The following is a 20,115-nucleotide window of genomic DNA, read 5'->3' on the forward strand; positions in this document are numbered from 1 at the left end:
AGGAGTAATACATGCCCAAGATCCTTCAGTTCGACGAGGAGGCGCGGCGCTCGCTGGAGCGTGGCGTCGACATCCTCGCCAACACCGTGAAGGTGACCCTCGGCCCGAAGGGCCGTTACGTCGTGCTGGACAAGAAGTGGGGCGCCCCCACCATCACCAACGACGGTGTGACCGTCGCGCGTGACGTCGAGCTCGACGATCCCTACGAGAACCTTGGCGCGCAGTTGGCCAAGGAGGTCGCCACCAAGACCAACGACGTCGCCGGTGACGGGACCACCACCGCCACGGTGCTGGCCCAGGCGCTGGTGCACGAGGGCCTGCGGGCGGTCGCCTCCGGCGCCAACCCGGTCGGCCTCAAGCGCGGTATCGACGCCGCGGTGACCGCGGTCACCGAGGAGCTGCACAAGAACGCCCGTGAGGTGCAGTCCACCGACGACATGGCCAAGGTCGCCACCATCTCCTCGCGTGACGAGGAGATCGGCAAGCTGATCGCCGACGCCTTCGACAAGGTGGGCAAGGACGGTGTGATCACCGTCGACGAGTCGCAGACCTTCGGCACCGAGCTCGAGTTCACCGAGGGCATGCAGTTCGACAAGGGTTACCTGTCGCCCTACATGGTGACCGACGCCGACCGCATGGAGGCCGTGCTGGAGGATCCCTACATCCTCATCCACAGCGGCAAGATCTCCTCGATGAACGACCTGCTCCCGCTGTTGGAGAAGGTCATCGGCGCCTCCGGCACCCTGTTCATCGTCGCCGAGGACGTCGAAGGTGAGGCCCTGTCCACCCTTGTGGTGAACAAGATCCGTGGCACCTTCACCTCGGTCGCGGTCAAGGCCCCGGCCTTCGGTGATCGCCGCAAGGCGATGCTCGAGGACATCGCGATCCTCACCGGCGGTCAGGTGATCGCTCCCGAGGTCGGCCTCAAGCTCGATCAGGTCGGTCTCGAGGTGCTCGGTCGGGCCCGTCGTGTCGTGGTGACCAAGGACAACACCACCATCGTCGACGGCGCGGGCGAGGCCAGCGAGGTCGAGGCCCGGGTGTCCCAGCTCCGTCAGGAGATCGAGCGCACCGACTCCGACTGGGACTCCGAGAAGCTCCAGGAGCGGGTCGCCAAGCTCGCCGGCGGGGTCTGCGTGATCAAGGTGGGTGCTGCCACCGAGGTCGAGCTCAAGGAGAAGAAGCACCGCATCGAGGACGCCGTTTCGGCCACTCGTGCGGCCATCGAGGAGGGCATCGTGGCCGGCGGCGGTTCCGCGCTGATCCACGCCGCCAAGGTCCTCGACGGCGGGCTGAACCTCTCCGGTGACGAGAAGACCGGCGTCTCCATCGTCAAGAAGTCGGTGGTGGAGCCGCTGCGCTGGATCGCCGAGAACGGTGGCGAGCAGGGCTATGTGGTCTGCGCCAAGGTGTCCGAGCTGGAGCCCGGCTCCGGCTGGAACGGCGCCACCGGCGAGTACGGCAACCTGATCGACGCCGGGGTCATCGACCCGGTCAAGGTCACCCGGTCGGCTCTCGCCAACGCCGCCTCCATCGCCTCGCTGCTCCTCACCACCGAGACCCTGGTGGTGGAGAAGCCCGAGGAGGAGGACGACGACCACGGTCACAGCCACTGACCTGATCAACGGAAGGGCCGCCCCGGCAACGGGGCGGCCCTTTCCCAATTGCGGGCTCCCCGCGTAGGCGACCACGGCCGGGGAGCGTCCCCTTCTCAATTGCGGGCTCCGCCCGCGAACGGTCGCTCCTCGTCGGATCGCGTCGGTCGAATCCGGGTGCGGTACGCCGACCGGTTGCAGCAGGCGTACGGATCTCTCCCTTCGGCTCCCCGACTCGGCCCAAGGGACGCTCCCCGACCGTGGTGGGTGCGCGCCTTGGGCGGAGCGCGCAGTACAACAACGCGCTAGCATCGGGCTCGCAGTCGGTGGAAGGGAAGTTGTGCAGCAGTCAACATCGGTGGAAGTCCCTGCGACGCGTCCTCCCGGGTTGTTGGCCACCCTGCGCACCCCCGGCGTACTGCTCGGAATCGTGGCCATGATCTGCGTCGGCATCGCGGTGATGACCCCCGGTTTCACCCCCAGCGGTGGCCTGGACCGGATCGGCCCGATCCGCGCGCTGCGCCAGTTGCTCCGCTTCCAGGTCGGCCGGGTGCTGATGGCGATCGGATTGGCCCTGCTGGTCTGGGCCTGGGTGAAGCTGCGCCCGGCACTGCACAAGCGGATCAACCACTCCTGGGTGCTGGTCCTGTGGAGCCTGCCGATCCTGCTGTCGCCGCCCATCTTCTCCACCGACGCGTTCCTGTACGCCGACCAGGGCTGGCTGATCCACCTGGGTCTCGATCCCTATCAGAGCCCGCTGGCCGGATCGGGCGGTCCGTTCGCGGTCAACGTGCACCACGTCTGGCGCGGGACCACCGCCATCTATCCGCCGCTGGCCCTGTTCGTGCAATACCTGGTCGTCGTGGCGACCGGCTTCCAGGGTTACCTGTCGGTGATCGCGATGCGGATTCCCGCGCTGCTCGGGGTGGCCGTGATCGCCATCTTCGTGCCGAAGGTCGCCCGCCTGCTCGGCGCGGACGTGGAGACCGCCAAGTGGTTCGCGGTGATCAACCCGCTGCTGATCATCCACTTCGTCGGCGGCATGCACAACGACACCTGGATGGTGTCCCTGGTGCTCGTCGCGGTCTGGGCGGCTCTGCGGTACGGCACCCCGGGCTCCCTGGTCGGGGCCGCGCTGGTCGGGGTCGGCGCCTCCTTCAAGCAGCCCGGCATCGTCGCCGCCGTGGCGATCGTGCTGATTCCCGTCGCGGCCCAGCTCAAGGAGATGGCGCCGGGCCGCCGCTTCCTGGTCATCGCTGGCCGCGGCCTGATCGGGGCGGTGATCGCGGTGGGCGCCTTCACCGCGGTGTCGCTGGCGATCGGGTTCGAGTTCCTCGGCTGGCGGCACGCCACCAACATCGGCGAACTGACCTGGGGGATGTCCCCGGCCAGCATCATCGAGCAGATCGTCGGCCCCCCGCTGAAGGCGCTCGGGGTCGACCGCAACCTGCTGCCGATCCTGTCCAAGCTGACCACCGCGCTCAGCCTGGTCGGGGTGGCCGTGCTCGCCTGGCGCTACTTCTTCGGTGACGTCGCCTGGCCGGGCGGTCGACCCCGCCACCACTCGGTGCGCCAACTGCCCGGGGGCCAGCAGCACGAGACCGACCGCAGCTGGCGTGACCACCCCGTCCGCTGGCTCGCCTGGGGGTTCTGCTCGATCGCCTTCGGCGGCGCCGGCTATCACGTCTGGTACCTGCTCTGGGGAGGCATCTACCTGGGCATGCTCCGCTATGGCAACCGCGTCTTCCGCGCGCTGATCGGGGTGATCATCCTCTTCCTGGTGGTCGAGGGCGGCCTCGAATACATGGGCCTGCGGCCGATCGCCGGTTATCTGGTGGGTGCGGCGCTGGCGTGGATCTTCTGGGCCAACACCACCGGGCTGCGGATCGTCCCCGAACCGGAGACCGCGACCGATCCGGTCGACGAGGCCGCGCGATGAGTCGGATCGCGATCAGCGGCGCTTCCGGGCTGATCGGCACCGCTCTGGCCACCCGGTTGTCCACCCGGCACGAGGTGGTACGCCTGGTCCGCCGGCCGGCGCGGGACACCACCGAACGCCGCTGGGACCCGGCCGCCGGTTTCGTCGAAGGACTCGGGCTCTCCGACATCGACGTCGTGATCAACCTGTCGGGGGCCGGCATCGCCGATCGCCGCTGGTCGGCCGACCGACGCCGGGAACTGCTCGGCTCCCGCCTCGAGAGCACCCGCACCCTCGCCCATCTGGTGGCCACCGAGGAGCGCCCGAGCGTGCTGCTCTCGGCGTCCGCGGTCGGCTTCTATGGCAACACCGGCGATCGCGAGATCGACGAGTCCGCCCCCGAGGGGGAGGGCTTCCTGGCCGACCTGTGCCACCGCTGGGAGTACGCCACCGCCGAGGCGGTCCGTTCCGGCGTACGCACGGTGCTGCTGCGCACCGGGCTGGTGCTGGACCGGCGCGGTGGGTTCCTGGGTCGCCAGCTGCCGCTGTTCCGCGCCGGGCTCGGCGGGCCGCTGGGTGACGGGCGGCAGTGGCTGCCCTGGATCACCCTGGTCGACCACGTCTCGGCCTGCGAGCACCTGATCGGTGCCGAGGTCAGCGGCCCGGTCAATCTGTCCGCCCCCCACCCGGTCACCAACGCCGAGCTGACCGCCGAGCTCGGCCGGGTGCTGCACCGCCCGACCCGGATCCCGGTCCCGCTGCCGGCGCTGCGGCTCGCCCTCGGCCCCCAGCTGGTCGACGAGGCGCTGCTCACCAGCAACCGGATGCTGCCGCGGGTGCTCACCGACAGCGGGTACGCCTTCCGGCACCCGAGCCTGGCCGAGGCGCTGCCCGCCGTGCTCGCCGCCTGAGCACCATCACGGCGGCGAGGGCCGCGGATTCGGGCGGTAACATGGGTCCGGTACCGCCAGTGGCCGCCCCGTGCAGGCCGCTCCCGACCCGTCGAAAGGGTGCTTCGCGTGGCCCAGGATCTGATCGCCGCCTTTGACTCGATTGCCGCTGCCAACTCCGGCAGCGACCCGCTCCAGCGGGAGCTGAGCGGTGGCGTACCGCCGAAATTCGCCGAGATCGGGCTGACCTTCGACGACGTGCTGCTGCAGCCCAACGAGTCCGACGTGATCCCCTCGGGAGCCGACACCGGCTCACGGGTCTCCCGCAACGTGAGCGTCCGGATCCCGCTGCTGTCCTCGGCGATGGACACCGTCACCGAGTCGCGGATGGCGATCGCGATGGCCCGCGAGGGCGGCCTGGGCATCCTCCACCGGAACATGTCGATCAGCGAGCAGGCGTCGATGGTGGACCAGGTGAAGCGCTCCGAGGCGGGGATGATCGACGAGCCGATCACCATCTCCCCGGACGCCACGATCGGCGAGGTGGACGAGATGTGCGGGCACTTCCGGATCTCCGGGGTACCCGTGGTGGACAGCGACCTCAAGCTGCTCGGCATCGTCACCAACCGCGACATGCGCTTCGAGACCGACCCGAAGCGCCTCGTCCGCGACGTGATGACCAAGATGCCGCTGATCACCGGCAAGGTCGGTATCAGCGGCGAGGACGCCATGTCACTGCTCGCCGCCAACAAGATCGAGAAGCTGCCCCTGGTCGACGACGACGGCCGGCTGCGCGGGCTGATCACCCTGAAGGACTTCGTGAAGTCCGACAAATATCCGAACGCCTCCAAGGACTCCCAGGGTCGGCTGCTGGTCGGTGCCGCGGTCGGCTTCTTCGGTGATTCCTGGGAGCGCGCGATGGCGCTGGTCGAGGAGGGCGTGGACGTGATCGTGGTGGACACCGCGCACGGGCACTCCCACGGGGTGACCGAGATGATCCGCCGGCTGAAGGCCGAGAAGGCGGCCGAGGGGGTCGACATCATCGGCGGCAACGTGGCGACGTACGCCGGGGCGAAGGCGCTGTGCGAGGCCGGTGCCGACGGGGTCAAGGTCGGTGTCGGCCCGGGCTCGATCTGCACCACCCGCGTGGTCGCCGGGGTCGGCGTACCGCAGGTGTCTGCGATCTATCACGCCGCCCGCGCCGCCAAGGAATACGGCGTACCGGTGATCGGTGACGGCGGCCTGCAATATTCCGGTGACATCGCCAAGGCGCTGGTCGCCGGGGCTGACACCGTGATGCTCGGCTCCCTGCTGGCCGGCTGTGAGGAGTCGCCGGGGGAGCTCACCTTCATCAACGGCAAGCAGTACAAGACCTATCGCGGAATGGGTTCGCTGGGTGCGATGGCCGCCCGCGGGCGCAAGGCGTCCTACTCCAAGGACCGCTACTTCCAGGGCGACGTCACCTCCGACGACAAGCTGGTGCCGGAGGGCATCGAGGGGCAGGTCGCCTATCGCGGCCCGCTGGCCGCCGTGGCGTACCAGCTCGTCGGCGGCCTGCGGCAGTCGATGTTCTATACCGGCGCCTCGACGATCGCCGAGCTGCACGAGCGCGGCCGGTTCGTCCGGATCACCTCGGCCGGGTTGCGCGAGTCGCACCCGCACGACATCCAGATGACCGTCGAGGCCCCCAACTACTCCACCAACTGAGCGCTCGGCGCCACCCGAGACCCGGACGAGGGACACATCCATGTATGACATCGGTCGCAGCAAGCGTGCCCAGCGCGCCTTCTCCTTCGACGACATCACCATCGTCCCCTCCCGGCGGACCCGGGGCACCGAAGAGGTGTCGCTGCGCTGGAAGATCGACGCCGTCGCGTGCGACTTCCCGATCCTTGCCGCGCCGATGGACTCCATCATGTCGCCCGAGACCGCGATCGAGATGGGCCGGCTCGGCGGGCTCGGCGTGCTCAACCTCGAGGGTGTGTGGACCCGGTACGCCGACCCGCGGCCGATGCTGGCGGAGATCGCCGGCATCGACGACCCGATCAAGGCGACCCGGCGGATGCAGCAGGTGTACGCCGAGCCGATAAAGGCCGAGCTGATCACCGAGCGGATGAAGCAGATCCGGGCGGCCGGGGTGCCGGTGGCCGGATCGCTGTCCCCGCAGAACACCGCCGAGTTCGCCGAGACCGTCGAGGCGGCCGGGGTGGACTTCTTCGTGATCCGCGGCACCACGGTGTCGGCCGAGCACGTGTCCAGCGTGCACGAGCCGCTGAACCTGAAGGAGTTCATCGGCACGCTCGACGTGCCGGTGATCGTCGGCGGCTGCGCCACCTATCAGGCGGCGCTGCACCTGATGCGCACCGGTGCCGCCGGCGTGCTGGTCGGCTTCGGCGGCGGCGCCACCCACACCACCCGCGACGTGCTCGGCATCTCGGTGCCGATGGCGACTGCCGTCGCCGACGTCGCCGAGGCGCGGCGGGACTACATGGACGAGTCGGGCGGGCGCTACGTGCACGTGATCGCCGACGGTGCGGTCGGGCGCTCCGGTGACATCGCCAAGGCCATCGCCTGCGGGTCGGACGCGGTGATGGTCGGCTCCCCGCTGGCCCGCGCCAGCGAGGCGCCCGGCAACGGCTGGCACTGGGGGGCCGAGGCGTGGCACGCCGACCTGCCGCGCGGTGAGCGGGTGCACTTCGGCACCCTGGGCAGCCTGGCCGAGATCCTGCACGGCCCGTCCACGGTGGCCGACGGTTCGATGAACCTGGTGGGGGCGCTGCGGCGTACCCTCGCGACCACCGGTTATACCGAGGTCAAGGAGTTCCAGCGGGTCGAGGTCGTCGTCAACTGACGCGGCTCACCCGACACGCTCGCAGGTGAGGGTGAATCCGTTCGCCCGCAGCCGCTCGACGAGCGCGTCGCCGAGGGCGGTGGCGGGGGTGAGTACGCCGGCCCGCTCGGCCCGACCGGTGGCCAGCAGGCGGCCGGCCTCGCCGATCATCACCGCGGTCGAGTCATAGCCGGGGTCGCGGTCGTCGGCCGCCACGCTGCGATAGCGGGCCCCGGTCGAGGTGGTCACCTCGGTCTCCATCCGGAACCTCCCGCGCTCCCGCTGCTCGGGTGACGGCCCGTCTCCGGGGGCCGGCAGCACCCGATCCAGCGCCGGGGAGAGGGCCCTGGTCGAGAAGCCGACGGTGGCCGCACCGAGGGCGGCGATCATCCCGGCGGCCCGGACCAACCCCTGCGGGCCGCGGCCGGTCGCCAGCCGCTCCCGGTGCTGCAGCCGCACGGTGCCGTCGCTCGCCAGTTGGTCGCTGCGGTGCACGAGCTGGCGGTTGTAGGGGCCCATCACGAACGGCCCGGTGTAGCCGTGGTTGCTGCTCTCCAGCAGCACCTCGCCGCGCCGCGGCGGCGTACCGGGGCAGAGGGCGTACTCGTTGCCGACCAGCCGGGCGCGTTCCGGGTCGGCGGCGGCCGCGGCGAACTGCCCGCGCATGCTGGCCAGGGTGCCGCCGGAGAACCCGCCGGCGAGCTTGGTCACGGTGAGCACCGAGCCGACCGGGTGCCCGGCGCCGTCGGCGTCGGCCAGGCCGCGGGCCAGGTGCACCGACAGGTCGGAGGGCACCGAGTCGAAGCCGCAGGAGTGCACGATCGCCGCGCCGGTGTCGTGGGCCAGCTCGTCGAAGGCGGCAATGCTGTCGGCGACGAAGATCGCTTCACCGGTCAGGTCGCAGTAATGCGTACCCGCCTCGGCGCACGCCCCGACCAGCGCCATCCCGGAGTCGGTGTAGGGCCCGACCGTGCTGAGCACCGCGGTCGTGTCACGCGCCATCGCGGCCAGCGTCGTCGGTTGGGCGGTGTCGGCGACCACCAGCGGCCAGTCCACGGCGAGCTCGCGGCGCAGCGCCTCCAGCCGGTCTCGGGAGCGGCCGGCCAGGGCGATCCGCAACTCGCCGGGGTCCGTGGCCAGGTGGGCGGCGATCAGCCGGCCGACGAAGCCGGTGGCGCCGAAGATGGTCAGGTCGTGGGTACGCTGCATGACCCCAGCCAACCACGCCCCGCTCTCGGCCGCCGGTCAACCCTTGGGCGGCAGCCGGTACCCCGGGCGCCCGGCCGTCCCGGCGGCGCGGAGCGCCGCCGCGCCGACCGCGCGCCCGAACCGGGCCAACCCCGACTCGGGCTGCTCGGTGATCGAGGGCGGCATCACCACCACCGGACAGTCGGCCGCATAGAGCAACCGGTGGGCGAACATCGGCCCGGCGATCAGCTGCCGCGGTGCGTCCACCACCAACAGGTCGGCCTCCCGCGACGCCTCCAGCAGCACCTCGAAGGTGCCCCCACGCCGGGCCACGATCTCCACCCCGTGGTCAGGCCCGAGCACCTCGGCCACGTCGGCGGCCAACTGCTGCTCGGCCGCATCCCCGACCTCGGCGGCGTTCTCCAACAGCCCCGACGGGGGACCGGACGGGGTCGCCATCGGGCTGTGCACCCGCCACGCCCGCACGGCGAGCACCCGCCCGCCGGCTGACGCCGCCTGGGCCGTGGCCCACTGCAGCGCCTGCGCCGATTTGGAGGTGGCGCTCACCCCGACGACGACCAGATAGGTGTGTTCACGCATGGAAGACTCCTGCCGGTGTTGGGTTTCCGGGATTCGATACGGGGCCGTCAGACCGGCAGCCGCGTCGACTCGTTGCCGTGTTCGTCATAGGAGCTGAGCGGGGGAGCGATCTCCTCCAGCGCCTTGCCCTCGGCGTCCACCCCCCACTTGAAGGCCACCAGTGATCCGATCAGGGTGATCACCGCCGCGGCGATGTAGCCCCAGAACATCGGGGTGCGCGAGTTCGCCTCCTTGGACGCGGTGATCAGCGCACCGAAGATCGCCGGTCCGGTCGCACCCACGCACTGGGCGATCGAGAAAAAGTAGGAGATCGCCTGGCCGCGGCACTCCAGCGGGAAGATCTCCGACACGGTGAGATAGCCGGCCGAGGCGCCCGCGGATGCGAAGAAGAACGACACGCACCACAGCGCCACGTGGCTGGTCGCGGTGAGCAGCTCGGCGCGGAACAGGAAGGCCGAGAGCAGCAGCACCACGGCCGCGATGCCATAGCAACCGCCGATCATCTTGCGGCGCCCGATGGTGTCGAAGAAGTGCCCGAGCAGCAGCGGACCGAGCAGGTTGCCGGCGGCGAACGGCAGGAAGAAGATCGCCACCACGTGCTCGGGCTTGCCATAGAAGTGCCCGAGAACCCCTTCGTAGGTGAAGAAGAACGCGTTGTACAAGAACGACTGGGTGATCATCAGCGTCACGCCGAGAACGGTCCGGGTCGGGTACATCTTGAAGAACACGTACGCCAGCTGCTTGGCGTTCAGGCCCTCCCGCCCCTTGATCCATTCAGCCTTGGAGTCGTCGAGCTTGGGCAGCTGCTTGCCCTGTGCGGTGACCTGCTCCTCGATCTCCTGCACGATGCCCTCGGCCTGCTCGGGGTGCCCGTGGGTGAGGGCCCAGCGCGGGCTCTCGGGGATGTGTCGACGCATGAAGATGATCGCGATGCCGAGCACGGGGCCGATGAAGAAGCCGATCCGCCAGCCGAGGTTGGTGTCGATCAGGTCGTGGTTGAGCAGGAAGAAGCTGGCCGCCCCGGCCAGGAAGGCGCCGCCCCAGTAGGTGCCGTTGATCGCCAGGTCGACCCGGCCGCGGTACTTGCCGGGGATCAGTTCATCGACGGCGGCGTTGATCGCGGAATATTCACCGCCGATGCCGGCGCCGGCGACGAAGCGGCAGATCAGGAAGACGACGATGCCAGGGTGCAGTCCGCCGTCGTGACCCTGGGGTGCGCTCGGTGCGAAGGCGGCCGCGCCCGAGCCGATCAGATAGATGGCCAGCGTGAGCACGAACAGCTTCTTGCGGCCGAGGGTGTCGGAGAGCCGGCCGAAGAAGAGTGCCCCGCTGACCTGGCCGAGCAGATAGACCGTGCCGGCGATGCCGACCCAGGCCTCGTCCATGCCGAGGGAGTCCTTGTAGCCGGCCAGCGAGACGAACTGAACCTCGAGCCCGTCGAGGATCCAGGCGGTGCCGAGACCGAGAATCACCATCCAGTGGAATCTCGACCACGGCATCTTGTCCATCCGTGCCGGGATCATGCTCTTGATCGGTTTGTCCTGGTTCTGCGTCGTTGCTTTCGACGACATCCGCACGTCCGGGTCAGGGTGTGACGGACGTCACTCCCGGGAAAGGTTCATTGGCTACCGGTCGACAGCCGTCGTCGTTCTGGGCATCGCGCCGCCAGCGGCGGGCCGCGGCTTAGAGTTGTGTCATGAGCAGTGACCCGTACGCCGAACTGGAGCGATTGCGCGGCAGCATCGACAACATGGACTCCGCGCTGGTGCACCTGCTGGCCGAGCGGTTCAAGGTGACCCAGCGGGTGGGGGAGCTGAAGGCCGAGCACGGGCTGCCGCCCGCCGACCCGGCCCGCGAGCAGCGCCAGATCGAACGGCTGCGGGCGCTCGCCGAGGAGTCCCGACTCGACCCGGAGTTCGCCGAGAAGGTGCTCGGGTTCATCGTCCGCGAGGTGGTACGCCATCACGAGGCGATCGCCGCCGGTAGGCGGCCGGGATCCGTTGCTGGGCGAGAGATCAGCCAGCAGCCGGCTGACAGCTCGGGCACCAGTAGCTGAGTCGTTCCTGCCCGGTGGGCCCGAACCGCTCGGTGCGCACCAGGGTTCCGCAGCGACGACAGGGTTTCCCGGGACGTTCGAACACCCAGGCCCGTTCGCCGGGTCGGGTGTTGCCGGTGGTCACCTGATAGGGCCGGGTCAGATTCGCCCGCAGCAGCTGGCCGGCCCGGGCCACCAGCCGCGGCAGGTCGCCGACCGCCGCAACCGGCGTACGCGGATGGATTCCCTGCAGGAAAAGGACTTCCGCGCGATAGAAGGTGCCGATACCGGCCAGATTGCGCTGGTCCAACAGCGCTTCGCCGATCGTGCGATCGGCCTGGGCGCGCAGCCGCCGCAGCGCCTCGTCGGCGTCGAACTCCGTCGCCAGCAGGTCGGGGCCGAGGTGACCGACCGCCTCGTCCTCGCGGCTGCTCTCCAGCAGCTCGGTGATCCCAAGCCGCAGCCCGAAGGCTGTCTGGGCAGGGTTTCCGAGGATCACCCGGATCTGGTGCGCCGGACCCGGGGACCGCTGGCCGGAACCCGTGATCCGCCAGGTCCCCTCCATCTTCAGGTGGGTGTGCAGGGTGAGCCCGTTGTCGAGGCGGGTCAGCTGGTGCTTGCCGCGGGCGACGACCTCCAGCACGGTCGCGCCGGCCAGCCGCACGGTGGCGTACGCCGGGACGCGCAGTTCGGCGCGGGTCAGCGTACGCCCGGCCAGAGCGGTGTGCAGGGCGGCGCAGGAGCGGTGGACGGTGTCTCCCTCGGGCACACTCGCAGCCTAGACCGAGCCGCGACACACCCCTAAAGAGATAGATGATTGCATCTATTGAACTAGCTGATCGAAGTTGTTACATTCGTACCCAAGCCAGGCGGAGCCATGGGTCCGTACGAGACTCAACGATGAGGAGTGAATCCCGTGTCCAAGCAACTCGACTTCCCGGTGTTCGACGCTGACAACCACATGTACGAGACCACCGACGCGTTCACCAAGTACCTGCCCAAGGAGTACGCGGGGCTGGTCAAGTACGTGCAGGTCAACGGACGGACCAAGATCGCGCTCCGCAACGTGATCAGCGAGTACATCCCGAACCCGACTTTCAACAAGGTGGCCCCTCCGGGTGCCCAGGAGCTGGAGTTCCGCGCCAAGAACCCCTCGTCGAAGCACGCCGTGGGCATGGGCGCGTTCGATCAGCGGGCCACCGACGAGGAGCGCAAACAGAACAAGGCGCTGCCACCGAAGTACATCGAGTCGCCGCCGGCGTTCTTCAACCCGGCTGAGCGGCTGGATCTGATGAACGAGTTGCAGCTCGACCGGGCCATCATGTGGCCGACCTTGGCGAGCCTGCTCGAGGAGCGCCTGGCCGACGACCCGGAGGCCACCCACGTGATGGTGCACGCACGTCCCGCTTCCCGGACATCCGGTTCATGCCGGTCGAGAACGGCTCCTCCTGGCTGAAGTCGCTGATGGGCACCATGGAGAAGGTGTACTCGCGCAACCAGAGCGCCTTCGAGGAGGACCCGCTTGTCGCGCTGAAGCGGTCGATCACTGATCCATCCGTTCTTCGGGGAGAACATCATGGGCGTGGTGGAGGCCATCGGGGTGGACAACGTGGTCTTCGGTTCGGACTATCCGCACCCGGAGGGCCTGCACGACCCCGTCTCCATCATCGACGAGATCGACACGCTGTCGAGGGAGGATCAGGCCAAGATCATGGGCGGCAACCTGAACCAGCTGATGGGTTTCCCCGCCGATGATCGGGCGCTGGTCGGCTGAGCGGCACTGACCCCGACATGACCGATCACGAGTTCATCACCACCGAGCTCCTCGACGACGGGGCGATCTGCCGGATCATGCTCAACCGGCAGCGGAACGCGCAGAACCGCGGCCTGCTGGTCGAGCTGGACGAGGCCTTCCTGGCCGCCGAACGCGACGACCAGGTCAAGGAGATCATCCTCGGCGCCGAGGGCTCGGTGTTCTCCGCCGGACACGACACGGGATCGAAGCAGTCGATCGCCGAGTTCATGCCCGGCCCGGACCAGCACCCCAGCATGACCATCAACGGCGGCACCCGACAGGCGGCGGAAAAGCTGTTCCTGCAGGAGTGGCACTACTACTTCCAGAACACGCGGCGGTGGCGCGACCTGCGCAAGATCACCATCGCCCAGGTGCAGGGGCACGTGATCTCGGCCGGGCTGATGTTGATGTGGGCCTGCGACCGGATCGTGGCGGCGCAGGACACTCGGTTCTCCGACGTGGTGGGGCAGCGACTGGGGATGTGCGGGGTCGAATACTTCGCCCACCCGTGGGAGTTCGGTCCGCGCCGGACCAAACAGCTGCTGCTCACCGGCGACTCGATCGACGCCGAGGAGGCGTACCGGCTGGGCATGCCGGCCGAGATCGCCCCCGAGGCCGAGCTGGCCGACAAGACGTTGGAGCTGGCGCGACGGGTCGCGAAAATGCCGACCATGGCCGCCATGCTGATCAAGGAGTCGGTCAACCAGTCGGTGGACAACATGGGCTTCCAGAACGCGCTGAAGGCCTGCTTCACGCTGCATGAGTTGAACCACGCGCATTGGGCCTGGGTGCACGAGGACCACTTCCCGGTGGGTCGCGCCGAGGACGGGATCATGGGCGCGGTCACCCCGCCCCACCCCGGCTATGGCACCAAGGACAAGAAGGAGTCGACCGAGTGAGCGAGCACACCCGCGCCAAGGTGTCGGTCGAACAGGTGCTGGAGGTGCTGCAACTCGAGCAGGCCGGTGAGACCACCTTCACCGGCAACTCGGTGGGCTCCGAGGGCCCGGTGATCTTCGCCGGACAGCTGATCGGGCAGTTCATCGCCGCAGCGGCAGCCGTTTGCCCGGGCAAGCACGTCACCTCGGCGCACAGCACCTTCGCCCGCGCCGGCAAGCTGGAGACGCCGGTCGAGTTCGTGGTCGACACGCTGCACGAGGGCCGTTCGTTGGCCAGCGTGTCGGTGACCGCCCAGCAGGGGGAGCGACGGCTGGCCCGTTCGCTGCTGCTGCTCGGCAACGACGAACCCGACCTGGCCCAGCACTGCAGCGACGCCCCGTCGGTGCCGGGCCCCGACGAGTTGGAATCCCTGCATCCCTTGCAGGGTTGGGAACAGCGCAAGATCGGTGACGCCGACATCATGAGCGTCGACCACGTGGGGCCGGCCGAGCAGGTGTTCTGGTCCCGCTTCGACGCCGAGGGTGCCTCGACCGAGGTGCCGCAGGCGTTGGTCAACTGGGCCAGCGTGGCCGCCTTCCTCGGCGCCTCGGTGCTCCCGCACGAGGGGCTCGGGTTGTCGCGGGCGCACCGCGACATCTCCACCGGCGTGCTCAGCCACACAGTGTTCTTCCACCGCCCGTTCGACCCGAGCGAGTGGGCGCTCTACAACGTGCAGAGCACCTTCACCGGCGCCGGCCGCGCGTTCGGTCGCGCCGAGGTGTTCGGCGGGGGTCAGCTGATCGCCAGCATCACCCAGGAGTCCATGCTCCGCCCGCTCACCGGCGGAGTCCTCTGAGCCTCTCCCGACGGCATCGCCGGGCGCGACTGGCCAGGTGGCCGAGGGTGTGTGCGCCCACCAGCACGCCGAGGGTTTGTGCGACGGCTCGGCCACGCCGCGGGCGCTGGGGTACGCCGGCGCGTTCCAGAGTGCGGGTGGCCCACCACCAGAACGGGATCACCACGGTCGGCGCCGTCACCACCCCGGTGGTATAGCCGCGGGTCAGTCCGGCCTGGCCAAGGTGACCGAAGCCGTGCATTCCGAACGCCCACAGGGAATCCTGGAAGAACTGTGAGCGGCCGCCGGAGCGTACCCCGGCCACGGCCGCCGCGGCCACTGTCACCCCGACCGCCGCGATGGCCACGGTGACGTGGGTCTGGTCCGGAGGTGGGGGAGTCGGCACCCACCCGGGCAATCGGGATCGCATCCGGCGGACGCTGTCGGTATAGGTGAGCAGCTCCTCGAGGTCGTTGGCCAGCCAGGCGAGGAGCAGCCCGCCGGTGGCGAGGGTGGTGCGATCCATCGGACGGCCTTTCGTCGGCTAGTTTCGATACCAATGGTAGCGTAACAGACCGGCGTCACAATCGCCCCCAGATCGAGGTCGTTTTCGCACTGTGCAAAGAGAGCCCCGATCTGGTCATGATCATTTCGTTGGGTGGGGTCGGGTGACGTGGCTCTAGGGTGGGGGAGTGACTTCTGCCGGTGGCCGTCCCCGTGACTCCGCGCTCGACGGCCGTGTGGTCGAGGCGACCGTGGAACTGCTGCGGGAGAAAGGATTCCGCGGGCTGCGCGTGGCTGAGGTCGCGGCACGGGCCGGCGTACCGAAGTCGAGCATCTATCGCCGCTGGCCCTCGCTCACCGAGCTGGCCGTCGACGCGATGGCCCAGACGGTGGACCATCCGGAGCAGTCGCCCGGGGACGACCCGGCGGCCGATCTCGATGCGCTGCTCGTGGCCGTGCACGCGACCATGACCGCCCCGCTGGGCCGCGCCCTGCTCCAGGTCGGGCTCGACCTGCTGGACCAGCCCGAGGTCGCGGCCGATTATCGCCGCCGGTTGGTGGATCCGTTGCGGACGTCGGCCATCACCGCGGTACGCCGCGGCAACGACCTGGGCCGATGGCAGGTGGCCGATCCCGCGCTGGCCGTGGACATGGTGGTGGGCGCGCTGGTCTATCGGCTGCTGGTGCTGCGCAGTACGCCCAGCCTGACCGAACTGCGGGCCGCGGTCCGCCAGCTCACCGACACCTGAGCGCGCGGCCAGCGGCCCGGCTCAGATAAAGTATTCGGGCTCGGCCAGCGCCATCTGGGCCCGGCTGCGCGCGGTGGCGGGTACGCCGACGGCGGTGTGCTCGGCCGGTACATCACGGGTCACCACCGCGTTCGCGCCGACCGCGGCGCCCCGGCCGACCACGACGGGCCCCAGGATCCGGGCCCCCGCGCCGACGACCACTCCGTCCTCCAGGGTGGGGTGCCGCTTCACCTTCTGCAGGGTGCGACCGCCCAGGTTGACCCCGTTGTAGAGCATCACGTCGTCACCGATTTCGGCGGTCTCGCCGATCACCACGCCCATTCCGTGGTCGATGAAGAAGCGCCGTCCGATGGTGGCACCGGGGTGGATCTCGATCCCGGTCAGCCCACGGTTCACGTGGGAAAGCACCCGCGCGGGCAGTTTGCCTCGCTCGCCGGAATGCCACAGCGCGTTGGCCGCGCGGTGCATCCAGATCGCATGCAGCCCCGGATAGGCGAGCACCAGCTCGGCGGTGGAGCGGGCCGCCGGGTCGTTGCGGCGAGCGGAATCGAGGTCCTCGGTGAAGCGGTCGGCAACCCGACGGAACAGGCCGCCGAGGCCGGGCCGAGGGCTGTCGCCCCCCGCGCCGGCCCGATCCCGGTCAGTGCGGACCCGGTTGCGGGCGGCGCTGCCGGGCTGCTTGTGCATGGTCACTCCACCAGACCCTCGAAGAGCACGGTGGACAGATAGCGCTCGCCGAAGTCGGGCACGATCACCACGATGGTCTTGCCGGCGTTCTCGGGGCGCTGGGCGACCTCGACGGCCGAGGCGACGGCGGCGCCGCCGGACAGCCCGGCGAGGATGCCCTCCTCGGTGGCGAGCTTGCGGGCATACTCCTTGGCGGCCGCCACGTCCTGCGGCACGACCTCGTCGAACACCTCGGTGTCGAGCACCTCGGGCACGAAGTTGGCGCCGATACCCTGGATCTTGTGCGGGCCGGGCTGGCCGCCGGAGAGGATCGGCGACTCCTTCGGCTCGACGGCGACGATCTGCACCTCGGGCTTGCGCTGCTTCAACACCTGGCCGACGCCGGTGATGGTGCCGCCGGTGCCGATGCCGGCGACGAAAATGTCGACCTTGCCGTCGGTGTCGTTCCAGATCTCCTCGGCGGTGGTCTTGCGGTGGATCTCGGCGTTCGCCTCGTTGGCGAACTGACGGACCAGCACCGCGCCGTCCTGCGAACCGATCTCCTCGGCCTTGTTGACCGCACCCTTCATGCCCTCGGAGCCGGGGGTCTGCACCAGTTCGGCGCCGTAGGCCCGGAGCAGCGCCTTGCGCTCGGCGGACATGGTCTCCGGCATCGCCAGCACCACCTTGTAGCCGCGGGCGGCGCCCACCATCGCCAACGCGATACCGGTGTTGCCGGAGGTGGCCTCCACGATGGTGCCACCGGGCTTCAGCTGACCGGACGCCTCGGCGGCGTCGATCATCGCCACCCCGATCCGGTCCTTAACGCTGTTGGCGGGGTTGTAGAACTCCAGCTTGGCCAGCACGGTGGCCTGGCTATCGCCGACCACTCGGTTCAGCTTCACCAGCGGGGTCCGGCCGGTCAGCTTGGTCACATCGTCAAAGATCGTCATGGCTCCATAAACAACAGCAATGGGCGGGCTATTCCGGCCCTGTCCATCATCCGGACAGTTCTCCAGGGTTGGGGCATGGCGACCTGGCAGGAACTGACCGTTGCGGCCCCGCGGATCACCGAGGGTGTCCGAGGGGGACGCGAAGGTGTGGGGCACCGTCGCCGACGTGCCGGACCGCGACCTGCACCAGCGGTTCGCCGGCGACCTGTTCGAGCGGACCGGCTTCGACCTGCGCGGTGAGTTGTTCGACCACTTCTCCCGCGCCGAACTCACCGGCGCGTCCTCGGTCGAGGTGGTCGACGATCACCTGGACGTCACGGTCTGGCGCTCCGGCGAGGCCGCCGAGCGGGTGATCCAGAAGCGCTGAGCCGCAATCGCCACGGCAGCGCTTCGCCGGTTTGCTTGACTGGGTGCGTGTCCGCCCGCCCCTCCCGCCTGCTGTTCGTGCTGCTCGCGATGGTTCTGCTGGTGGTGGCGTGCACCCCGAGCCAGCCGCCCGTTCCGCCGGATCACGGGTTGGTCGACCAGGCCACCTGGCACGCCCGGCAACGGGCGTACCTGCAGCACGCCACCCGCACGTTGACCCGTGGCAACCCGGAGAGCCTGATCGCCAACCTGAGCCGCTCCGCCGCCGAGCCGGATTTCCGGATCGACGCCCGCGAATTCACCGCCGCCGACCTGCGCGTGCAGTTGCAGCGGATCGACACCCACGTCGACACCAGCGACTTCGACCTGATGCGGTTGTTCCTGCTGTGGCGTACCCAGTCCGAACGACTCGACCCGAAGCTGTCCTTCGCGCTGCGCCAGCGACTGCTCGGATTCCGTTACTGGTATGACGATCCGCGCCCCGGGGGGATGATCGACCACAAGTGGTTCTGGTCGGAGAACCACCGGATCATCGTGCACACGCTGGAATACCTGGCCGGTGGCGCGCTGCCGGACGAGCGGTTCACCATTACCGGGCAGCCGGGCCGCGCGCACGCCGAGCGAGGCCGGCAGCGGGTGCTCGGTTGGTTGGACGAGAAGGCGCGCTGGGGGTTCAGCGAGTGGCACTCCGACGTCTACTACCCCGAGGACATCCAGGCGCTGCTGCTGCTCACCGAGTTCGCCGAGCCCGAGGTGGCCGACCGGGCGACGGCGATGCTGGACGTGTTCTTCGCCGACCTCGCCACCCACCAGCTGCGCGGCAACTTCGGCGCCACCCACGGGCGCTCCTACATGAAGGACAAGTCCCGCGCCGCCGACCAGAACACCCGCGACCTGGTGCACTTCCTGTTCGACAGCAACCCCGCCGGCTATTCCGAGCACGTCGACTTCGGCACCCTGATGCTCGCCACCGGTACCCGTTACCGGCTGCCGGTGGCGATTCAGCGGCTGGCGCACACGCCGACCGAGTTCACCGATCGCCAGCGGATGGGAGTGCCGATCGACCCGACGCTGCCGGTCAGCGCAGACCCGGTCGCACCGCCGGGCACCAGCTTCGCCAAACCCGAGGATGTCGCCTTCTGGTGGGATCGCGGGGCGATGACCGCCTGGCAGGTGGTGCCGATCTCGCTGCGGCTGATCCGGGAGCAGGAGCTGTGGCGGACCCAGCTGTTCGAGCAGTTGCGCCCGTTGTTCCGGCAACAGGGCACCGCCGACACCGAGGGGGCCCAGCACGTGGCGTACGCCCTCGGCTGTCAGGTGAACGCCGGGCTGCTCAGCGAGGTGAACACCGTCACCTGGCGCGGCCCGCGGGCGATGCTGTCCTCGGTGCAGGACTATCGCCCCGGCTGTGTCGGGCGGCAGTATCACGCCTGGCAGGCGACGCTGTCGCCGGACGCGGTGGTGTTCACCACCCACCCGGGCAACCCGGATCGCGCCCGCGCCAACGGTGGTCGCTGGGTCGATGACGACCTCTACTGGAACGGCGGGCTGACGATGCCTCGCACGGCCCAGTCGGGGCGGGCGCTGATCAGCATCTATGCGCCCCGCTTCCCGGCCGGCCGGGAAGCCGATCAGGCCGAGGCGAACTATCTGCCGATGACCCACGCCTTCCTGCCCACCCAGCACTTCGACGAGGTACGCCAGGTCGGTGGCTGGACCGTCGCGCGCTCCGGCGACGGTTACGTCGGGCTGTGGTCACAGCGCCCCACGCGGTGGGCGCCGGTCGCGCCCAACCCGGCCGGGCTGAACCGCCCCTACGACCTGGTGGCCGACGGCGGGGCGGACAACGTGTGGATCACCGAGGTCGGTTCGCGCGAGCAGTACGGATCCTTCGACGCGTTCGTGCGGGCGCTGGAGCGGGCCCGGGTCGAGGCCGTTCCGCGCGGGGTGGCCAACGGGGTCGCGCAGGGGTTCGACGTGACGTACCACTCCCCGGCCGAAGGGCGGTTGGCGTTCGGCTCCAGCGGGCTGTTCACCGTGGACGGCCGGATGGTGGACCAGCACAGCGGGCCGCGGGCCGCGAACCCGTTCGTGCGCGCCGAATCCGGCACCGGGCAGTGGCGGATCGACATCGACGGCGCCCAACTGGAGCTCGACCTGTTCCGTGGCACACGGGTCGCGCGGCTCAACTAGCGGCAATGCCCGTGACGTCTGACCTGCAGTGTGTCGGAACAGGTGTCTGCGAAACCCAGTCCCACTGGGTTTGATCATGGTCGCTCACGGAGACTGCAGGTCGCACGCCCCGCTCCACC

Annotated in this window: 20 protein-coding genes; 13 read left to right on the forward strand and 7 right to left on the reverse strand. The window is 69.4% G+C overall.

What is annotated here, in order from left to right; genetic code table 11:
- The first annotated feature begins 11 nt into the window (after positions 1–11).
- From groL to CGZ93_RS05495, 5 genes are all read left to right on the forward strand, one after another.
- The gene (gene groL, locus CGZ93_RS05475; RefSeq protein WP_094363137.1) at positions 12–1,616 is read left to right on the forward strand and encodes a chaperonin GroEL; all 1,605 of its coding nucleotides are present in this window, start codon (positions 12–14) and stop codon (positions 1,614–1,616) included.
- Positions 1,617–1,983: 367 nt separating this feature from the next.
- The gene (mptB, locus tag CGZ93_RS05480) at positions 1,984–3,534 is read left to right on the forward strand and encodes a polyprenol phosphomannose-dependent alpha 1,6 mannosyltransferase MptB (RefSeq protein ID WP_094363138.1); all 1,551 of its coding nucleotides are present in this window, start codon (positions 1,984–1,986) and stop codon (positions 3,532–3,534) included.
- Positions 3,531–4,424 carry a TIGR01777 family oxidoreductase gene (locus tag CGZ93_RS05485; RefSeq protein WP_094363139.1) on the forward strand — a complete coding sequence of 298 codons (894 nt, stop codon included), beginning with the start codon at positions 3,531–3,533 and terminating at the stop codon, positions 4,422–4,424. Before mptB ends, CGZ93_RS05485 begins: the two co-directional genes overlap by 4 nt.
- A gap of 183 nt (positions 4,425–4,607) precedes the next feature.
- On the forward strand, positions 4,608–6,110 hold the full coding sequence (gene guaB, locus CGZ93_RS05490) for an IMP dehydrogenase (protein WP_094363192.1): 1,503 nt from the start codon (positions 4,608–4,610) through the stop codon (positions 6,108–6,110).
- A gap of 40 nt (positions 6,111–6,150) precedes the next feature.
- Positions 6,151–7,254 carry a GuaB3 family IMP dehydrogenase-related protein gene (locus CGZ93_RS05495; RefSeq protein WP_094363140.1) on the forward strand — a complete coding sequence of 368 codons (1,104 nt, stop codon included), beginning with the start codon at positions 6,151–6,153 and terminating at the stop codon, positions 7,252–7,254.
- Positions 7,255–7,260: 6 nt separating this feature from the next.
- Here the strand turns inward: CGZ93_RS05495 and CGZ93_RS05500 are convergent, their stop codons facing one another.
- From CGZ93_RS05500 to CGZ93_RS05510, 3 genes are read right to left on the reverse strand one after another with little or no spacing between them, the layout of a single operon-like run.
- Positions 7,261–8,442 carry a saccharopine dehydrogenase family protein gene (locus tag CGZ93_RS05500; protein ID WP_094363141.1) on the reverse strand — a complete coding sequence of 394 codons (1,182 nt, stop codon included), beginning with the start codon at positions 8,440–8,442 and terminating at the stop codon, positions 7,261–7,263.
- 36 nt (positions 8,443–8,478) lie between these two features.
- The gene (locus CGZ93_RS05505) at positions 8,479–9,021 is read right to left on the reverse strand and encodes a universal stress protein (protein ID WP_094363142.1); all 543 of its coding nucleotides are present in this window, start codon (positions 9,019–9,021) and stop codon (positions 8,479–8,481) included.
- Between the two features lie 47 nt (positions 9,022–9,068).
- Positions 9,069–10,592, reverse strand: coding sequence for an MFS transporter (locus CGZ93_RS05510; protein ID WP_094363143.1), 1,524 nt, complete (start codon positions 10,590–10,592; stop codon positions 9,069–9,071).
- 125 nt (positions 10,593–10,717) lie between these two features.
- On the opposite strand from CGZ93_RS05510, the gene CGZ93_RS05515 reads away from it, so the two are divergent.
- Entirely contained in the window at positions 10,718–11,077 is a 360-nt protein-coding gene (locus CGZ93_RS05515; protein WP_094363144.1) for a chorismate mutase, read from the forward strand.
- On the opposite strand, the gene CGZ93_RS05520 is transcribed toward CGZ93_RS05515, so the two are convergent.
- Positions 11,037–11,825, reverse strand: a complete 789-nt coding sequence (locus CGZ93_RS05520; protein WP_094363145.1) for an Fpg/Nei family DNA glycosylase — start codon at positions 11,823–11,825, stop codon at positions 11,037–11,039. The two genes, CGZ93_RS05515 and CGZ93_RS05520, sit on opposite strands and share 41 nt — an antisense overlap.
- Positions 11,826–11,972: 147 nt before the next feature.
- Between CGZ93_RS05520 and CGZ93_RS19305 the strand changes: the two genes are divergently transcribed.
- The 4 genes from CGZ93_RS19305 (at position 11,973) to CGZ93_RS05535 (ending at position 14,586) form a co-directional block, all read left to right on the forward strand.
- Positions 11,973–12,512, forward strand: a complete 540-nt coding sequence (locus CGZ93_RS19305; protein WP_229117221.1) for a hypothetical protein — start codon at positions 11,973–11,975, stop codon at positions 12,510–12,512.
- A gap of 120 nt (positions 12,513–12,632) precedes the next feature.
- Positions 12,633–12,830 (forward strand): amidohydrolase family protein, encoded by a 198-nt coding sequence (locus CGZ93_RS19310; RefSeq protein ID WP_229117222.1) that lies wholly within the window; start codon positions 12,633–12,635, stop codon positions 12,828–12,830.
- Between the two features lie 17 nt (positions 12,831–12,847).
- Complete coding sequence (locus CGZ93_RS05530; protein ID WP_094363146.1) at positions 12,848–13,750, forward strand: enoyl-CoA hydratase; 903 nt, start codon at positions 12,848–12,850, stop codon at positions 13,748–13,750.
- Positions 13,747–14,586 (forward strand): acyl-CoA thioesterase, encoded by an 840-nt coding sequence (locus CGZ93_RS05535; protein ID WP_176451641.1) that lies wholly within the window; start codon positions 13,747–13,749, stop codon positions 14,584–14,586. The genes CGZ93_RS05530 and CGZ93_RS05535 overlap by 4 nt, the downstream gene beginning before the upstream one ends.
- On the opposite strand, the gene CGZ93_RS05540 is transcribed toward CGZ93_RS05535, so the two are convergent.
- A complete protein-coding gene (locus CGZ93_RS05540) occupies positions 14,567–15,091 on the reverse strand; it encodes an HXXEE domain-containing protein (RefSeq protein ID WP_094363148.1) in 525 nt (174 codons plus the stop codon). The genes CGZ93_RS05535 and CGZ93_RS05540 overlap by 20 nt on opposite strands.
- 166 nt (positions 15,092–15,257) lie before the next feature.
- On the opposite strand from CGZ93_RS05540, the gene CGZ93_RS05545 reads away from it, so the two are divergent.
- Positions 15,258–15,818, forward strand: a complete 561-nt coding sequence (locus CGZ93_RS05545) for a TetR/AcrR family transcriptional regulator (protein ID WP_094363149.1) — start codon at positions 15,258–15,260, stop codon at positions 15,816–15,818.
- A gap of 21 nt (positions 15,819–15,839) precedes the next feature.
- On the opposite strand, the gene epsC is transcribed toward CGZ93_RS05545, so the two are convergent.
- On the reverse strand, positions 15,840–16,505 hold the full coding sequence (epsC, locus tag CGZ93_RS05550) for a serine O-acetyltransferase EpsC (RefSeq protein WP_094363193.1): 666 nt from the start codon (positions 16,503–16,505) through the stop codon (positions 15,840–15,842).
- A gap of 2 nt (positions 16,506–16,507) precedes the next feature.
- The gene (gene cysK, locus CGZ93_RS05555; protein WP_094363150.1) at positions 16,508–17,437 is read right to left on the reverse strand and encodes a cysteine synthase A; all 930 of its coding nucleotides are present in this window, start codon (positions 17,435–17,437) and stop codon (positions 16,508–16,510) included.
- 124 nt (positions 17,438–17,561) lie between these two features.
- On the opposite strand from cysK, the gene CGZ93_RS05560 reads away from it, so the two are divergent.
- Together CGZ93_RS05560 and CGZ93_RS05565 are read left to right on the forward strand one after the other, a co-directional pair.
- The gene (locus CGZ93_RS05560; protein WP_094363151.1) at positions 17,562–17,804 is read left to right on the forward strand and encodes a hypothetical protein; all 243 of its coding nucleotides are present in this window, start codon (positions 17,562–17,564) and stop codon (positions 17,802–17,804) included.
- 47 nt (positions 17,805–17,851) lie between these two features.
- Positions 17,852–19,996, forward strand: coding sequence for a hypothetical protein (locus CGZ93_RS05565; RefSeq protein WP_094363152.1), 2,145 nt, complete (start codon positions 17,852–17,854; stop codon positions 19,994–19,996).
- Positions 19,997–20,115 lie beyond the last annotated feature (119 nt).

The sequence above is a fragment of the Enemella dayhoffiae genome (assembly GCF_002250625.1).
Lineage (GTDB): Bacteria > Actinomycetota > Actinomycetes > Propionibacteriales > Propionibacteriaceae > Enemella > Enemella dayhoffiae.

What these genes read in the sequence shown, in the direction of transcription:
- groL (WP_094363137.1), top strand. Translation starts at nt 12, where the DNA reads ATGCCCAAGATCCTTCAGTTCGACGAGGAGGCGCGGCGCTCGCTGGAG.
- CGZ93_RS05485 (WP_094363139.1), top strand. Translation starts at nt 3,531, where the DNA reads ATGAGTCGGATCGCGATCAGCGGCGCTTCCGGGCTGATCGGCACCGCT.
- CGZ93_RS05495 (WP_094363140.1), top strand. Translation starts at nt 6,151, where the DNA reads ATGTATGACATCGGTCGCAGCAAGCGTGCCCAGCGCGCCTTCTCCTTC.
- CGZ93_RS05500 (WP_094363141.1), bottom strand. Translation starts at nt 8,442, where the DNA reads ATGCAGCGTACCCACGACCTGACCATCTTCGGCGCCACCGGCTTCGTC.
- CGZ93_RS05505 (WP_094363142.1), bottom strand. Translation starts at nt 9,021, where the DNA reads ATGCGTGAACACACCTATCTGGTCGTCGTCGGGGTGAGCGCCACCTCC.
- CGZ93_RS05510 (WP_094363143.1), bottom strand. Translation starts at nt 10,592, where the DNA reads ATGTCGTCGAAAGCAACGACGCAGAACCAGGACAAACCGATCAAGAGC.
- CGZ93_RS05515 (WP_094363144.1), top strand. Translation starts at nt 10,718, where the DNA reads ATGAGCAGTGACCCGTACGCCGAACTGGAGCGATTGCGCGGCAGCATC.
- CGZ93_RS19310 (WP_229117222.1), top strand. Translation starts at nt 12,633, where the DNA reads ATGGGCGTGGTGGAGGCCATCGGGGTGGACAACGTGGTCTTCGGTTCG.
- CGZ93_RS05530 (WP_094363146.1), top strand. Translation starts at nt 12,848, where the DNA reads ATGACCGATCACGAGTTCATCACCACCGAGCTCCTCGACGACGGGGCG.
- CGZ93_RS05540 (WP_094363148.1), bottom strand. Translation starts at nt 15,091, where the DNA reads ATGGATCGCACCACCCTCGCCACCGGCGGGCTGCTCCTCGCCTGGCTG.
- epsC (WP_094363193.1), bottom strand. Translation starts at nt 16,505, where the DNA reads ATGCACAAGCAGCCCGGCAGCGCCGCCCGCAACCGGGTCCGCACTGAC.
- cysK (WP_094363150.1), bottom strand. Translation starts at nt 17,437, where the DNA reads ATGACGATCTTTGACGATGTGACCAAGCTGACCGGCCGGACCCCGCTG.